The organism is Flocculibacter collagenilyticus (genome assembly GCF_016469335.1).
GTDB lineage: Bacteria > Pseudomonadota > Gammaproteobacteria > Enterobacterales > Alteromonadaceae > Flocculibacter > Flocculibacter collagenilyticus.
Genome location: NZ_CP059888.1, coordinates 549,105 through 566,752, shown reverse-complemented (window position 1 = coordinate 566,752; position 17,648 = coordinate 549,105). Strand labels below are relative to the sequence as shown.

The following is a 17,648-nucleotide window of genomic DNA, read 5'->3' as shown; positions in this document are numbered from 1 at the left end:
TTTAAGATTTTATTAGACGAGTTTTTACACAAAAAACTGATAAATAAAAAACAAATCTATTTTATCCTAAACAGCTTCTACAACTCCTTAGTACTTAAAAGAAGGCAAATATGGTATGAGTGAAAACATTTTGATTGTTGGCTGTGGCGATATCGGTACTGCCTTAGGGAAAGCGTTACACTCAGACGGTTATTGTGTAACTGGGTTAAAAAGATCAACTCAGCATCCAGCTCAGTCCTTTAAGATGTTGTATGGTGATGTTACCAAAGACATAGAGCTGTTTGACTTGCTCACACAGTCTACATTTTTTGATCAAGTCGTCGTAATTCTTACCCCCACTGAACGAAGCGAGAAAGGTTATAAACAGATTTATCTTCAAGGATTAACAAATTTACTGAGCGCACTGCAGCAGAATGCAGCCAGTGTTAAGAAACATACGCCAAAGGTTTTTTTTATTTCTTCAACCAGTGTTTACTCGCAAAATGCTGGCGAGTGGGTTAATGAACAATCTGCGACCAATCCCACCAATTATCGCGGACGGATCTTATTAGAAGCCGAGCAACTTATTACAAATTTTGGCACTAGTAACACGATTAATACCATTGTTCGCTTTTCTGGCATCTATGGGCCAAACAGACATCACTTACTTAAACAAGTTGATGAAAAAAAAGCAATAACAGAGAAAGCCAATCCACATGCTTATACCAATCGCATTCACCGTAATGACTGTGTAGGCGTATTGAGGTTCTTAATCAACTCACACTCGCAACAAGCTTCCTTAGCGCCGTTATATTTAGCTAGTGACGATAACCCAGCCAAAAAGTATGATGTGGTTTCATGGTTAGCCAAACAACTTATGCATTCACATTACCCTGAGTCAACAATTCTCAACGAGCACACTGACCTAAATATGAATAAACGTTGTGATAATCGCTTAATTATTGAGGCTGGTTATCAGCTGCAGTTTCCGTCATATCAAGCTGGCTATATTAGCGAAATAGAGCGTTATTTACGTAATAAGTCAAAAGCGTAAAAATGCTTTACGCTTTTGCTCTTAAGTCGCCTCAATAGCCACTAATGCAACTTAATTTGGTTTTTTAGCTGGTCTGCAATGAAGCGTTCATATTTAACTTCATCTTGTGCAGATTTCGCTGCGTGGTAGGCACTGTTAGACATTTGCTGCTTACCTATTATTGCCCCATCATTTACTGATAATTCGCACCAGCTTTGTTCAGTAGGTATCTGTGTAACACTATTCGTGGCCGTATTTAGCTCACTTTCTAACGAAGTTAAATCAATACTAGGTAGCATGATTTGTGTTACGCGCTTAGCGCGGTCCCACACTTCCGTTTGTGCTAGACGATTCCTTTGCCCCCACTTAACTTGCACGCCTTCGCAACTAAATGTATCGAATTTAGCCACAAACGCCATATCACGCTCGGCATTAAAATGAAGCTTCATCATAACCGCTTCAAATGCCATGGCTACATCTTCTAACGGACTAGAATAACTGTAGGTATCATTTGCTATGTCTAAAGAAAAGTGATCAGCCACTTCATAAGGAGATAAAGCATTTTGTTCTGCCGTAGAGTCTGCACCTTGATATAACACATTAGCTAAGCCATACCAAACATCCGACTGCAGCGGAGATTCGTTCATTAGTATTTGATAAGTGCATTCACCAAGTGCAACACGCTGATCAAAGTTAGCTGAAAACGTTGCCGACTTATTGAGTGAACCATAAGCACTCGATTGCATACAATCATTAGCATGCGCTAACTCATGAAATAACAACCATGTTGTTTGCAGTACTGCATCGTTAAAGGAACGCTCAGTATCTTCTGTTAACGAATAAGATTGCCACGCATATTCATCAGCAATAGTGTATCGCCACAATCTATCAAACTGTAAGTTAGCACCGAATTCTGAGCGGAAATCCGGTGCGACGCTGATCGTTTTTCGTTCGTCGTCGTTTATCCAAAGTGTGGCTGGATCAAGATAAATCGCCCCGGTACTTCCACGGTAGTGAGAGGGCCTTACCTCATTCGAAATTACAATTGCGGTTACTGAGCCTAATAATTTCAGAATATCGCTCGGCATAGCTTGTAAAAACTGCTCAAAACGCTGCCCCATCCAATCATGGGAAACAACCACATGCTCCATTATCGTTGATATAGAAGGATTCGTTTCACGCTGTCCAATTAATGGTAATTGCTCTAACGTGCACTCCGTTTTTGTCACACAAGCAGCTATAGGCGCATTAAACGCCGTACTTTGTTTGTAGACCTTTAATTGGCTTGTTGTTAGCGTGAAATTATCATCTACTGTTGCTGTGTTATTAGTAGAGGAATCACTGCTACCACCGCACGATATTAACCCTATTGATAATACTGCTAGTGCTATGGGGCGTATTTTTTGTTGCACAGAATAATGATTAAACCCACTTAAAAATTTCATTCTGTTTACCATCACTTAACTCCGAAATGTGAAAATTATCTCTCTTAATAGGTTACCACAAGATAAATAACCACTTTTTATACAAATTAATTAATTTTTTAATTGATTTTTATCTATATTGTTCTAATTTAGAAAGTGATTGTTATTAAACAATTACACACTTGGATAAAAACAATAAATTACATGGAGACGTATATGAAAACTTTTACTAAAACGGCACTACTTAGCACATCTCTACTTTTCTTACCAAATGCATTTGCAGGCCTCTTTAGCGGCGATATAGATGGTCGATATATTCCTAAAGCAGGTTATGCAAAAACATTAGAAGTTGGAAGAATGCAATTGGGCGAAGCGCCTAAACAACAAGGAAAATACCAACTAGTCTTTGAGCGTGAAAATTGGAGCTCATTATCTAACAGTGATCAGCAGCGCATTCGCCGCTTTTTGATTATGTATGGTACGTTATCAGGTGAAATGGATTTATCCACCTACACGCTTGACCATATATTGGTTGCATCAGATAGAAATGGCGCTTTTTATACGGAAGATGATTTTTTAACGCCAACTGAAGGTGATCCTGTATGTGCATCAGGAACGCCATTAAAAGGTGTTGAACAAATTAACTTTGTAAGTGGTACTGGTAGTTATGCTCATCTTATAAGCGGCACTGTTTATGTAGATGGCGTAGTTAACAACTGCTATGGACAAGAGGATTTTGGCCAAAATAACTTCCAAATGATTGCAGAGCAAGGGGAACTTGTTTTCGATACTACTAACTAAAAGCCTATATAAAAGTAATTTAGTATTAATTTAATATACCCAAAAATAGGTTCTAAAAACTAAAAAAGCGCATATTACATGCGCTTTTTTCATATATACAGCTTTAATTCATTTGACGGCTTAAGACTGTAGATGCATTAACCGTTGATGAATTCTTCACCTTTAGCGATGTCGCCTTTAAGCGTATCTAGCATGTCGTTAAGCGCCTTTTCTTCAAAGTCACTTAAATCACCGTAAGGTAATACTTCCTCAACACCGTTTGCACCTAAACGCACTGGCTGAGCGAAGAATCGAGCATGTTCACCTTTACCGTCTACGTAAGCATATTCTATCACTGCTTCGCCGTTCATCGCGTTAACCAGTGATAAACAGAAACGTGCTGCTGCTTGACCCATAGAAAGTGTAGCAGAACCGCCACCGGCTTTTGCTTCAACAACTTCCGTGCCTGCATTTTGAATTCTGTGCGTTAACTTCTCAATTTCTTCGTCAGAGAACGTTACACCTTCAACTTGAGACAATAATGGTAAAATTGTTGTACCTGAGTGACCACCAATTACTGGAACTGTGATATCGGCAGGGTTTAAATCTTTTAATTCAGCAACAAATGTTTCAGCGCGAATTACATCTAGTGTTGTTACACCGAATAAACGCTGCGGATCATAAGTACCCGCCTTTTTAAATACTTCAGCTGCAATTGCTACAGTAGTATTAACTGGGTTGGTGATGATACAGGTATGTGCTTTAGGGCAATTTTCAACAATGCCTTCCGCTAATGTTTTAACAACACCTGCATTAACATTAAATAAATCTGCACGATCCATACCTGGTTTACGTGGAACACCTGCAGGGATCATTACAATGTCAGAACCTTTTAAAGCCGTTGCTAAGTCTTCTTTACCGTGACCTGTTACTTTAACATCAGTTGGGATGTGGCTAAGATCAACAGCAACACCTGGTACAACTGGTGCAACATCGTATAGTGCTAACTCTGTGCCAGCCGGAAGTTGAGTTTTTAGTAGTAGAGAGAGTGCTTGGCCAATACCACCTGCAGCACCTAGTACAGCAACTTTCATGTTGTTCCCCTTTTATAATTTATATCATCGAATTTAATGCGCGCTAACCATACTTGAAAATAGCTTAAAACTCAACGAATGACAGTTTTATCAATGCATATTGCTTAGTTGGATGTACCGAAATATGCCTACAGTTTTCATGAGTGAAATTTAATTGATAAAAACTAAACTCAAAAAGAAGCAATGACCATGTAAGTTGCACAAAGTGGGACTAATAAAAATGAATGCTAGTCATGTTTACTTTTAGCTTACTGCAAACATCAAAGTGACAGAGAGTTAACCCCTAAAACCATTAAAGAAACCATATAAAAACAATATATTGACAAGTAACTTATATATTTTAAGATTGAGGCTCAAGGAATAGTATGCCGTTTATTGAAACGTCTTTAATAAAGCCACTTTCACTTCAGCATACTAATTAAGACCAAAAAAAATTAGTCAAGTATTCAGGGAACAGCACAAATGTATAAATACTTACCTACAGCCGTTGCAATAATATTAGCAACTCAATTTGCTTCTAACTTACACGCCAAGCCATTTGCATCAGTTCCCGTTAAACCTAAAATTATAGGCGGAACCGAAGCTGAACAAGACAGTTACCCATGGATGTCAGCGCTTGTTACTACTTACCCTAGCCCGTTCACTTCTCTGATAGTCGCCAACTCAACTATTTCGACAACCCCAATGAGCAACTCTCCTGGTGGCACAGCCACAGGCAATATTGTTGATTGTGGGCTCGCAAAAGAGGTATGTCTAAATGCCGAAGGCAATATTTGTCTAATTGAAAGAGGTGAAATTGACTTCTCAGACAAGGTGCTTAACTGTGAAAATGGAGGTGGTATTGCCGCGGTTGTCTATAACAATGTTGATGGCATACTTTCAGGAACGCTAACTGGTGGCTTTAGCGGTACAATACCTGCTGTTGGTATTACACAAAGCGATGGTTTAAATCTACTTCAACAGATAAATTCATTAGCTACAGTAGAGGTTAGTGAAGACAGCCGATTGGCTCAAAGTAGTAGTTGTGGCGCAAGCCACATTGGCAATGGCTGGATATTAACTGCAGCACATTGTGTTGACTATCCGGGTGCAAACGAAAGGCATGTGAATATAGGTGAGTACAACCTTAATGACGGCGCAGAAAATGCCTCAAATATCGAAAGCATTTATATTTATCCAGACTATACGTTTAAAAGCTCTGATGACATTGCATTAATAAAAGTTAGTAATTATTCTGATGCCCCTTCTATAAAGCTTGCTGACTTTGATACCACTCAGGCCCTTTCATTGAGCAATGCCCCAGCTACCGTTATTGGTTGGGGAGGTCGTACAGGCTATGCACCAGGCGAAGGCCCAACATCAAACTTTCCAGACATACTCCATCATGTTGATGTATCACTTTTCAACGCAGAACAATGCCGTGAGATTACTGCTGAATCGCTGACACGTGATAGCGATGACGGCACTGTATATACCATTGATGACGTATATGTTTCTGACAAAGAGATATGTGCTGGACGTTTAACTGGTGGCCATGACGCATGCCAAGGTGATAGTGGCGGCCCTCTAATTGCACAAACCAATGATGGCGTAAGACAGTTAGGCATCGTTAGCGGTGGTATGGGCTGTGCTTATCAAGGCTACTTAGGTAAGTACACACTCATAGGCGCCTACACCGACTGGATAGAAGCTATCACAAATGGTGTAGCTATATCACAAGCTTATAATTTTAAAGATGTCCCTATTACAACTCAGCATAAAACAACACTCACTGTTGATAATCACTCTGGGGAGTCTGTAAATATTAGCTATGAAATTGAAGGTAGTAATGCATTTTCAGTAAACGGAAATAGCTGCCAACAACTTGGTATTGACGAGTCGTGCGATATTGAAGTGGCATTCTCCTCAACCATGTCAGGGCGCCACGAAGCGAATGTGGTTATCAAATCAAATAACCCCAACATTGCAACTAGCCAAAGTAAAATTAGAGCTGAATCACTCAGCGCGTCAAATAATTTAAAAAGCGATGCAGGAGCCAGCGGACAAGCAATTACTTTTTATTCAGGCGGAGATGAAAAATGGGAAAGTAATCCAGCTGAAACTGGGCTACGCAGTGGAGAGATCAATCACTTCGAATCAAGTATTTTAATGGCGGTAGTGAAAGGTAAAGGAACATTAACATTTGATTGGAGCGTGTCCTCGGAAGAGAACACTGACGATCCTACTTTACCTTTTGACGCTCTTTATCTGGAAGTTAATAATCAGCAAATAGAGTTTATTTCCGGTGAAGTTGATTTCACTGAATATAAAGTTTCTCTAACTGAAGACTCTAATATTATTAAGTGGGTGTATAAGAAAGACCCTAGAACCTCTGAAGGAGAAGACAGAGCTTATTTACGCAACGTTAACTATACTCAAAACCAAACAAATACCACTACTGAATCTCGCACTAGTAGTAGTGGCGGTAGCATGGCTTGGATAACGTTACTATTTTTTTACAGCATACTGATTATTAGAAAAGCAGCAAAATAGTTAGATAATTTTCCCAATTAAATTGAACGGGATTAAATTTTCTCACTGTAGGGTCAGGTTGCATTCAGTTAACCTGACTCTATTAAGCTCAAAACTTTTCATCTCATACCATACTTTTACATTTCTCTCGCCACTCATCACAATTCAAAATTAATGGCATTTACTCCAGTACGGTGTACCTAGTAACATCAAGAGACACTAGTATAAACCGATAGATTGTGTAAAATTGCATGATTAATTCAGTGAGGTAAATATATATGTCAAGTCAAGCGAAACAAGAAGCACTCGTTAAGTCTTTTAAAGCGTTGTTAAAAGAAGAAAAATTTGGCTCACAAGGTGAAATAGTTGACGCACTAAAAGCGCAAGGCTTTGACAATGTAAGCCAATCAAAAGTGTCGCGTATGTTAAGTAAGTATGGTGCGGTACGTACGCGTAATGCAAAACAAGATATGGTGTACTGCTTACCTGCAGAGCTGGGAGTGCCAACGGCAAAAAGTCCGTTACGTCAATTAGTTCTAGATATCATCCACAATGAATCTATGATCATTATTCGCACTAGTCCAGGTGCTGCGCAATTAATCGCGCGTTTATTAGATTCATTAAGTAAAGCCGAAGGCGTATTGGGTACTATCGCAGGTGACGATACCATTTTTATTGCCCCAAGCAATATTTCACAGATTGATGAAACGCTTGAGCGCGTGAGAGATTTATTCGAAAACGTCTAATCTGTAACTCACTCTCTATACTCTAAACCTTCATCAAGTATCGTGCTTACCAATAACGTAAGCACAACCAATTATTCTAAAGATTCATTACCGTAGGTTGCGCTATAGCTTTCTATAAAATTCACGGATGGAGCAAAAAAGGCTGCGCCTGTTTCAGCCTGCGTATATTCCAGTAAATTATCAACTTGATCAGCATTCTTGTTGTGTGCACTTGTACAAACCATGCTGTTTAGCATCAACTCAAAATGCTCGGGCGTATGGCAGCACGAAATAAAAAACAGCCCCTGTACTTTCATATGACCATAAGGCATGCTTTGTCTAAGTATCTCCATTTTTTGCCCATGCTCGTCTAGCATATTCACTCGACTCGTATGCGAGTAGATAGGTTTTGTGGCTGTATTCATTTCTTGGTTATCAATTTTACTGCGACCAATCACTTCCTCTTGAGCAGAGACATCAAGTGATTCCCACTTTGTCAGTTGATGTCGGTAACGCTGAACATGCAGATAAGAGCCATTTTCAAACTCTGGATCTTGTTCTTTGCTCACTAATGCAACTTCACGCTTCCGCCTTCCTTTGGGATTACCTGTACCATTAACAAAGCCTGTTAAATCTCTACCGTCTAAATACCTAAAGCCACGTATTTGTTCAACCAACTCAACTGCATTACTGAGTAATGCACACACTCTTAAGCCTGCAAGGTGGTTAACATCAGCCCGATCCGAGCGAATTTGTATCATTAAGTCGTAAGGTACAGCGGGCATGGTTATATCGCCATGCTCAATAGCAGGAAAAGATCTCAGTAATTTAGGACGAACAGCAGGGTATAACTCATTCCAATAATTAGCACCAATTGCAATAACCGTTGAAACCATAGACTCAGAGAATTGTTCTGATATTTCGTCAAATATTGACGTTAACTTAGCTAAAGACTCTCGAATATATGCTTCACGGCCATCATGGGCATTAAACATCAAAAACAAACCATGTAAGTTTGCTTCAGCGCAAATGCCAAACTGCTCTTGTGCCATTATTGAATTTCCTTGTTGGTATATAGCCGAATATTACTGACTTCTTTCAAACCTAAATAGTTGGTTTAAAATAAGTAGCAAAATCAATACGATCAGTGCTGTTATTTTAGCATCAAAAATGCGGTAACAAAGCACTTCGTTCTTCTACCTGAACCTTTTTTAAATAATTATAATAGCTTAGAGAAAATTTGCCGAAGCTTTACGATAACGTTTAATAGCAAGTAAGCTTGTCCGAACCGCAAAAACGTATTGTCAGCGTGATTTATTGTGCGGATTTTATCTAGTAAAAAAATTTATCACGTGTGGCAATAAAGTAACGTTAACTTTTGCACCAACGGTTAACGGCGTGGAGGCGTGACTTGTAGCCCAAATACGATTGCTAGCATAATCAACTTCGTATTCGTAACCTTGGCTGGTGTAACGCCTAGCTAAAATGGTGGCTTTGCCATTGGTATCAGGTAACGCTTTTACATTATTTGCACGCACAAAAATATCGCCATGCATACCCGGCGATAAATCGGTGCCATTTAAATCTGAAACATCACCTAACATACACGATATGCCAGAGTCATTCACTTGCGCAGGTAAGTATGTACCTTTGCCAAAAAATTCAGCCACAAAACGTGATTTAGGATGTTCAAATAATCGTGCTGGGGTATCAATTTGCTCTACGATACCGTTATTAATCACGGCCATGCGATCGCATAATGCAAACGCTTCTTCTTTGCTATGGGTAACAAATACGGCCGTTACATTGCGAGCTTTAATAATGTGTTTAATTTCGTCTATCAACTCGAAGCGTACTTTTGGGTCAATATTGGAGAATGCTTCATCTAGCAACAACAATTGTGGCGAATAAGCTAATGCTCGAGCAATAGCAACACGCTGTTGTTGGCCACCAGACAATTGATGTGGGTATCGTTTGCCGAAGTCTTCCATTTTTATTAATGAGAGCATTTCATCGACTATTTGCTGTCGCTCTGTGCGCTTCAGCTTGCGTAAACCAAACGCAATATTATCCGCCACGGTTAAATGTGGGAATAGTGCATAATCTTGGAACATCATGCCGATATTACGTTGTTCAGGCGGCAAAAATACAGATTCACTATTTACCATTTTGCCATTTATCGCAATGCTGCCATGGCTGATATTCAATAGACCCGCAATGGCTTTTAGGGTTGTTGTTTTACCGCACCCACTAGCACCTAACAGCCCAACAATTTCATCTTTGGCAATACTTAGGTTCAAGCCATTTAAAATGGCTTTTCCGTTATATTGATAATGTAAATCTGAAATTTCAAGCTGAGACATTCAATACCTACTGCGAGTCAATCGACTGATTAATATAAAACAACGGGATCAATCCCACTACAACAATAGTTAGTGCAGCAAATGCTGCCAACTCTAATTGCTCATCACTTGCAAACTGATAGGTATAAGTAGCTAACGTTTCAAAATCAAATGGTCTTAATAAAAGCGCCGCGGGCAGCTCTTTTAAGCACTCGATAAAAATTAATAAGCTACATGAAAATAGCGTTTTCTTTACTAAAGGAACATGCACTTTGATTAATGCTTTCGTTCCACTACAGCCCATCGTTTTGCCCACCATATCAAGTGACGGACTGATCTTTGAAAAGCTCGTTTCAAGCCCCGTGATAGCAATGGCGGCAAACCTTACTACATAAGCAAAGACAATGGCAAATACTGTGCCGCTAAATAATAGTCCAGGGAGTGGCATCCCTAATTGTTCGGCAAAATTATTTAGCTGGGTATCAAATGCAGTTAAGGGCACCAATACACCAATTGCGAGTACGGTGCCAGGTAATGCGTATCCGGTAGATGAAAAACGCATTGACAGTTTGTTGGTGGTATTACTTTGTTCACGCTTTCTAAAATTAAGCCATAAAGCAACAACTAAACTGATGCCAGAAACCACCAATGCAATAATAAAGCTATTGCTTGCATAAGTAAGCACATCTAAATTCCATGACTCATCAAAATAGTCTACTGCATAATTCAATAAAATAGCCATGGGGATGATGAATGCTGCCGCTAATACCAAACTGCACCAGATAGTCACCAGCCAACCTTTCAAGCCTGATAACTGGTATATGTGCGTCTCACTATTTGGTTGTTGCCCTTGATATATTTCACGTTTACGACGATGGTATTTTTCTAGCGCGAGTAATAAAAAGATCACGCCTAGCATAACAACTGACAATTTAGCCGCCGCCGCTAAACTGTAGTGCCCCAACCAAGTATCATAGACAGCAGTGGTTAATGTACTTACTGAAAAGTAGTGCACAGTGGCAAAGTCAGCGACCGTCTCCATCCCTATTAATGCGATGGCCGCAATAATGGTTCCACGGGCAAGCGGCAATGACACCTTCCAAAAGCTTTGCCATGGCGTACACCCCAGCACTCTACTTGCGTTTATTAAGCTGTTTGATTGTTCTATAAATGTTGCTCTGCACATAATATAAACGTATGGAAATAACACCAACGCGAGCATACACGCAGCACCACCTAAACTTCGAATTTCAAAAAACCAATAATCATCAGGTGATTGCCAACCAAACCAATTACGTAGCGCTATTTGCACAGGCCCTGCATAATCCAGTAAGTCAGTATAAGTGTAAGCAATAATATAGGCGGGCATCGCCAGAGGTAGCATGAGTGCCCATTCAAAGGTACGGCGTAAAGGAAAGTCACATACGCTCATTAACCACGCCAATGGCACACCAATAAAAAAGCTTAATACAGACACTAAGAAAACTAATAGCAATGTATTAACCACATAATCGGCTAAAACCGTACTTGCTAAATGTGAAAAAATTGCATCATCAGGAGAGAAAGCTTGAACGATAAGCGCAAAAAGCGGCAGTGACAACACAAAGGCGATCACTACCGACGAGTTTGGCTTTAAAACTGCTGCGGCTTTATTCATTCCTAGCCGCCAAGGAATTGTGCTCATTTACAGATCAAATTTTATTTTATCTATCATTTTAAGTGCAGTTGTTCGGTGTTGGGCGATATCAGCAATCGACACATTATCTTCTTTAAATGCACCCCACGACTTCACCATCTCTGATAGTGCAACGTTCTTCTTAACTGGATATTCCATATTTACTGACGCATACATTTGCTGTGCGGTATCATCAGATAAGAAGGCCATTAATTTTTCAGCATTGTTTTTATTAGGAGAGTATTTGGTGATCACAGCACCACTTACATTAATGTGTGCACCGCGGTTTTGTTGGTTAGGAAACACGATATTGACCGCGTCTGCCCATGCTTTTTGCTTTTCATCTGTTAGCATTTTACCGTAATAGTAGCTGTTACCTAATGCCACATCGCAAAGCCCTTCTTTAATTGCTTTTACTTGCGCTCTGTCATTACCCTGCGGTTTTCTAGCAAGATTTTGTTTCACACCTTTAAGCCACTTTTCAGTTTCAGCTTCACCATGGTGAGCAATCATTGACGAAATTAAGCCAAGGTTATATGGATGTTTACCAGAACGCGTACAAATCTTACCTTTAAAATCAGCATCAGCTAACGCTTCATAGGTTAAGTTATTTTTTAGCTCATCGCGTTGTTTAGCCACATAAATACTTCTAACGCGCTTGGTTAATGCAGTCCAGTGACCTTCAGGATCGCGATACTGTTGAGGAATATTATTAGTGACAGCTTCACTATTAAAAGGCTGAGTAAGGCCTTCAGATTTAAGTTGCAATAATTTACTAAAGTTAGATGTCAGCACGATATCCGCAGGACTAAAACGTCCTTCGCGCTTAAGGCGTTCAATCAATCCTTTTTTTGCAAATACTACTTTAGTTTCAATTCCAGTTTGTTGTGTAAATTTTTCCAAAATAGGATCAATTAAGAATGGTTGTCGGTAGGAATAAATATTAACCACTTCAGCAGCAGACACTGAAGTAACAAACAGCGAAACGAGTGTAAGGAACATAATGCGAATTTTCATATCTTTATTCCATAATGAGAATGATTCGCATTATTCTATAGCGACTTCTCCTACATATCCAGCTGAAATTACAAATTATGCCCTGATTTTATATTCATCAATCAAATTAATAGCCAAAGCTGTTCAAGTCATACTGATGTTACCTATTGACTGTTACTATAAAAACGTCAACTTGTTATATTAAGCATCAATGATTATGATGCGCCAACAACCTTTCTAAAACACCACTCTAGCGGACCGACTTTAAAATACTTGAGCCACAAGACACTAAAACATACGCTCATAGCACAAAAAACTAATACGCTCAGCAGTGAAAAACCGATTGACTGATTTTCTAATTTTCCAATCACGTTAAGTAATCCCATACCTACGATGACATGCGCTACGTATAATGTGAGTGAAAGCTGTCCTGTTTGATAAAACCATTTATGTAACTTGCTATCAGCAAAATATTCGGAAAAATACAAGCTACCGATAAGCACGATAACCGCAGAACTACTTGCAGAAATAATATATTGAGGTAAAGGTGGAATTATCGATGTTGAGAATAGAAAGGCAACTTCATCTACTGTCATTTCTAACGCAGCACCATCACCTATCGCGCTTCTAACAAAATAAAACATAAGCTCACACATAATTAATGTACATAGCGCTATTTTAAATAGTTTATTTTTTGTTTCTCGACTTGATAAATCTTGCCTACCTAACCACATCCCAAACACTAAAAAAGCAACCCAAGGAAATACGGGATGAAAACCATTAAACAAGATATGTCTTAACATACCATCTATAGTCCATAAATTTTCATAAGTAAGCGTTGACCAGTTCCAATTTTTTTCATAATCAAATAGCACCATTAATATCGGAAATACCAACATACAAAGCACAGAAAATCGTAACAATCCTTTATCATTTAACTTGAAGATGAACGCTGCAATAATGAAATAACACCCATAAAAGTGGAGAATATCTGCTTGCCAAATTGGCGTGTAAATCAATCCTACTACAACCAACAATACGCCCCGCTTAATAATTGATCTGCGAGCACTAGACATAGCTGTAAGATCGCCTGACGCTCTTGCTTTATTGCTCAAAAATGTAATCCCTATGCCAGCAAGTATGACAAATAAAGCGGATGCCCTTCCTTCAAAGATTGCTGAGAACCCCAATAACAACGCATTCCCTTCCATCGCATTCATTGCAATTTTAAAGTTAACAATCACCATGCCAAAAATCGCCAGCGCCCTTGCAACGTCATATCCTTGCACCCTTTGCTTCATGTTATAAACCCCTGAAAAAATTAACGTTAAAACCTTCAAATAATAGTGAAAGGTGTTTTCTAGCACTCTTGCTTCACGTCCATTATTTAAGTGGCATGGCGTTACACTTACTCTATATTTACGTTATCAAGCTCGCTTTTTTACAAGCAATCAACTACACATAAGTAAACATTAATTGCAAAGTAAAGGCGCTCGCTGCGCTAAACGATTTCCCCTTCACAATTAAACCAAAATCTGCGTGAGGTAAATGTCGATTAATTTTGTAAGCAATGTCTCACAGTAAGGTGCGAGATACATGCTATATACCGTATTAGATAACGTCTTATAAAAATAAAAAACCTTAATTTACAATTAATTACACTTTAAATTCAGCATATTTCAATCCCTACCCTCAAAGTATTTACAAGAATGACGGTAGCGTAAATCCCGCCATACTATATATTTATACGTAATCCATCAGGGAGTGATGGTCATACATCAGCAAAGAAGTGGAAACTTTTCTATCAGGACGATAGAAAACATGGACGTAACAGGACACAGTCGGAGACTGCTTCATGATTCAGCGATGAAAAATGAAATGCTAGGAAAGCAACAGGAAGTGAAATGGACGCCCACAGGATGTGGATGCGGATTCGGTAAATGACTTACCGAGGTAATGGATAACAAATGGAACATCGCGGAGCGATAGGACCACCAGGGATAAGGTTTGTCACATGGATGCCACAGGGAATAATTAAGCAGGATGCTATACCCAAATAAAAAAGGGGCACACTTAGGTGTGCCCCTTCTTTCTTTTAACGTCTCATGCTAAAGCAACACTAAGCGCTCGCCGCATCAGCGATCGCTAACACTTCCTTGACTTTCACTTGCATCAACTCAGCATCATTTTGCGTTTCTAAGTTAAGACGAATTAAAGGCTCTGTATTCGATTTTCTTAAATTAAATCGCCACTGCCCCATATCTAAACTGATACCGTCTGTATAGTCTATCGCTAACGCATCTGACTCATACTTGTCTAACACTGCTTTTATCACACTATCAGCGTCTTTTACTGAGCGGTTTATTTCACCCGGTGAAGGAAAAGCGGCCATTCTTTGATTTAGCAATTCAGATAATGGCGTGCTTTTAAGGCAAATCAGCTCAGCTACCAGTAACCAAGGGATCATCCCGCTATCGCAATAAGCAAAATCACGAAAGTAATGATGCGCGCTCATTTCGCCACCATATACTGCATTTTCTTTGCGCATACGCTCTTTAATGAAAGCGTGCCCTGTTTTACTTTGTACCGCTTCGCCACCAGCAGTTGCAACGATATCTACGGTGTTCCACGTTAACCTTGGGTCATGTATGATTTTTTCACCGGGATTTTTTTGTAAGAACGCTTCTGCTAATAACCCAACAATATAATACCCTTCAATAAAACGACCATTTTCATCAAACATAAAACAGCGGTCAAAATCACCATCCCATGCTAAACCTAAGTCTGCATTATGTTTAATAACAGCTTGTTGGGTACATGCTCTATTTTCAGGTAATAAAGGATTTGGAATACCATTAGGAAAAGTAGGATCGGGATCATGATGAACTTTAATAAACTCGACCGGCACCTGTTGCTGTTGAAACTGCTGTTCGATTTTATCAATTACATGGCCTGCCGCACCATTACCCGCATTCACCACTATCTTCATTGGCTTTAGCTGAGTAACATCAATATAGTTGAGCAAGTGTGAGATATATTCATCAAGCACTGTCTTTTTAACGTATGTGCCTCGTTCGTCTACTTGTTTAAACTCACCTTGTTCGGCAATTGCTTGAATAGCAAACAACCCACTGTCACCACTAATAGGCTGAGAGCCCTTTTTGACCAACTTCATGCCATTGTAGTCAATTGGGTTATGACTGGCCGTGACTTCAATTCCACCGTCAACACCTAAAAAGAAAGTCGCAAAATAAACTTCCTCTGTACCCGTCATACCTAGATCAATGACATTTACTCCAGCATCCATTAACCCTTCAGCTAATGCAGTTTTAAGTGCTTCTGATGTGGCACGCATATCACCGCCCAACACCACTTGTTTTGGCTGCATATAATCACCAAAAGCACGTCCTATACGATATGCAATTTGCTCATTAAGTTGCTCGCCTAACTGCCCTCGGATGTCGTACGCTTTAAAGCATGTGATTTCTATTGGAGAAAACTGCTTATTCATTACCTCTATTTCCCTTTTTCTTAGCCGATTACGCTCTGCCGTAACGATCTTCAAATCTAACGATGTCATCTTCACCAAGATAAGAGCCAGACTGTATTTCTATTAATTCAAGCGGTAACTTGCCGGGGTTTTCCAGCGCATGCACCACACCTATTGGAATATAGGTAGACTGGTTTTCGGTAAGTAAAATCTCTTTATCGCCGTTGGTCACTTTTGCCGTGCCTGACACCACAATCCAGTGTTCGGCACGATGATGATGCATTTGCACCGACAGCTTTGCCCCAGGCTTTACAGTAATGCGTTTAACTTGAAAGCGTTCACCGCAGTCCACTGAATCGTATTTACCCCAAGGACGATAAACTTCTCGATGGAACGTAGCTTCAGGGCGAGATTCGCTTTTTAATTCATTCACTATCGTTTTTACTGCTTGTGCTTTGTCTTTATGAGCAACTAACACAGCGTCTTTAGTGTTAATAATGACAAGGTTTTCCACTCCCACCGCAGCGACTAACTTATCACCTGCGTTGATTAAGGTATTGCTAGTTTCTAGCGTTTTTACATCACCTTGAATCGCATTACCATGCTCATCTTGTGGTGACACTTGCCATAACGCACTAAAACCACCAACATCATTCCAGCCAGCATCAAGGGGAACAACAACGACAGCTTGCTCGGCAGTCTGGTTACCTTTATCGCTATCTTGTTGCGAAAGCGGCTCCATGACAGCGTAATCTATTGACTCATCCGGACATGCCGCAAACGCATCGGCGTCAATACGGATAAAGTCCATATCTTGATGGCGAACTTGCATCGCTTTTTCACACGCTTCGTATATATCTGGGCGGTAATGCTTTAATTCTTCTAAATAACGGCGCGCTTTAAACATAAACATGCCGCTATTCCAATAATAATCGCCTGATGCTAAATATTGCTCTGCTACGCTTAATACTGGCTTTTCAACAAACTGACTGACAGAGAAAGCGTTATCAATTGCTTGCCCACGTTTAATATAACCATATCCCGTCTCAGGCGACTGGGGCACAATACCAAATGTCACTAAGCTATCTTGCTGTGCATGAGTTTGTGCTTGCAACACTGCGGCTTGAAATGCCTCAGTGTCTTCAATCACATGATCAGCAGCCAACACCAGTAATAAAGGCTCTTTATTGGGCTGATTATCTTCTGCCGCTTGCATAACTGCGTTAAATGCCGCCAACGCAATAGCTGGCGCAGTATTTCTGCCCACAGGCTCAAGAAAAATACCATTGTGGGGCTTATTAAGTTGACGAACCTGTTCAGCAGCAATAAAGCGGTGCTCTTCGTTACAAATCAACATAGCAGGGTCACACGGAAGACCATCAAGGCGAAGAAGGGTTTCTTGCAGCATAGTGTGCTGACTATTTAAGGCTAAGAATTGTTTCGGATAGTTGCCTCGTGAAAGAGGCCATAGGCGTGTTCCAGAACCGCCAGCCATGACTACAGGTATGATCATTTTTATCGTTATTCCCTTTGTAGATTCAACTTTATTGCTATGCAAACTGCCCAAGCAGTCACTATCATCTATCGCTAATACGTTTT

The 17,648-nt window shown here is 39.9% G+C and carries 13 protein-coding genes; 4 read left to right on the top strand and 9 right to left on the bottom strand.

What is annotated here, in order from left to right; genetic code table 11:
• Positions 1-115 precede the first annotated feature (115 nt).
• Positions 116-1,033 (top strand): SDR family oxidoreductase, encoded by a 918-nt coding sequence (locus tag HUU81_RS02495; RefSeq protein WP_199610703.1) that lies wholly within the window; start codon positions 116-118, stop codon positions 1,031-1,033.
• 41 nt (positions 1,034-1,074) lie between these two features.
• Here the strand turns inward: HUU81_RS02495 and HUU81_RS02490 are convergent, their stop codons facing one another.
• A complete protein-coding gene (locus HUU81_RS02490; protein ID WP_199610702.1) occupies positions 1,075-2,457 on the bottom strand; it encodes a hypothetical protein in 1,383 nt (460 codons plus the stop codon).
• Between the two features lie 195 nt (positions 2,458-2,652).
• Here HUU81_RS02490 and HUU81_RS02485 point away from each other — a divergent pair, with 195 nt between their 5' ends.
• Positions 2,653-3,237: a hypothetical protein gene (locus HUU81_RS02485; RefSeq protein WP_199610701.1), complete on the top strand. Its 585-nt coding sequence runs from the start codon at positions 2,653-2,655 to the stop codon at positions 3,235-3,237.
• 137 nt (positions 3,238-3,374) lie between these two features.
• Here the strand turns inward: HUU81_RS02485 and mdh are convergent, their stop codons facing one another.
• Entirely contained in the window at positions 3,375-4,310 is a 936-nt protein-coding gene (mdh, locus tag HUU81_RS02480) for a malate dehydrogenase (RefSeq protein WP_199610700.1), read from the bottom strand.
• Positions 4,311-4,772: 462 nt separating this feature from the next.
• Here mdh and HUU81_RS02475 point away from each other — a divergent pair, with 462 nt between their 5' ends.
• Together HUU81_RS02475 and argR are read left to right on the top strand one after the other, a co-directional pair.
• A complete protein-coding gene (locus tag HUU81_RS02475) occupies positions 4,773-6,842 on the top strand; it encodes a trypsin-like serine protease (RefSeq protein WP_199610699.1) in 2,070 nt (689 codons plus the stop codon).
• Between the two features lie 257 nt (positions 6,843-7,099).
• Positions 7,100-7,567 (top strand): transcriptional regulator ArgR, encoded by a 468-nt coding sequence (gene argR / locus HUU81_RS02470; RefSeq protein ID WP_199610698.1) that lies wholly within the window; start codon positions 7,100-7,102, stop codon positions 7,565-7,567.
• Between the two features lie 71 nt (positions 7,568-7,638).
• Here argR and HUU81_RS02465 read toward each other — a convergent pair whose 3' ends face one another.
• From HUU81_RS02465 to HUU81_RS02435, 7 genes are all read right to left on the bottom strand, one after another.
• Positions 7,639-8,598 carry a Dyp-type peroxidase gene (locus tag HUU81_RS02465; protein ID WP_199610697.1) on the bottom strand — a complete coding sequence of 320 codons (960 nt, stop codon included), beginning with the start codon at positions 8,596-8,598 and terminating at the stop codon, positions 7,639-7,641.
• Positions 8,599-8,874: 276 nt separating this feature from the next.
• The gene (locus tag HUU81_RS02460; protein WP_199610696.1) at positions 8,875-9,909 is read right to left on the bottom strand and encodes an ABC transporter ATP-binding protein; all 1,035 of its coding nucleotides are present in this window, start codon (positions 9,907-9,909) and stop codon (positions 8,875-8,877) included.
• 7 nt (positions 9,910-9,916) lie between these two features.
• Entirely contained in the window at positions 9,917-11,545 is a 1,629-nt protein-coding gene (locus HUU81_RS02455) for an ABC transporter permease (protein ID WP_199610695.1), read from the bottom strand.
• A gap of 27 nt (positions 11,546-11,572) precedes the next feature.
• On the bottom strand, positions 11,573-12,580 hold the full coding sequence (locus HUU81_RS02450) for an extracellular solute-binding protein (protein ID WP_199610694.1): 1,008 nt from the start codon (positions 12,578-12,580) through the stop codon (positions 11,573-11,575).
• A gap of 194 nt (positions 12,581-12,774) precedes the next feature.
• Positions 12,775-13,860 carry a DUF418 domain-containing protein gene (locus HUU81_RS02445; RefSeq protein ID WP_199610693.1) on the bottom strand — a complete coding sequence of 362 codons (1,086 nt, stop codon included), beginning with the start codon at positions 13,858-13,860 and terminating at the stop codon, positions 12,775-12,777.
• 818 nt (positions 13,861-14,678) lie between these two features.
• Positions 14,679-16,049: a phosphohexomutase domain-containing protein gene (locus HUU81_RS02440; RefSeq protein WP_325071796.1), complete on the bottom strand. Its 1,371-nt coding sequence runs from the start codon at positions 16,047-16,049 to the stop codon at positions 14,679-14,681.
• A gap of 49 nt (positions 16,050-16,098) precedes the next feature.
• Positions 16,099-17,562 carry a mannose-1-phosphate guanylyltransferase/mannose-6-phosphate isomerase gene (locus HUU81_RS02435; protein ID WP_199610691.1) on the bottom strand — a complete coding sequence of 488 codons (1,464 nt, stop codon included), beginning with the start codon at positions 17,560-17,562 and terminating at the stop codon, positions 16,099-16,101.
• Positions 17,563-17,648 lie beyond the last annotated feature (86 nt).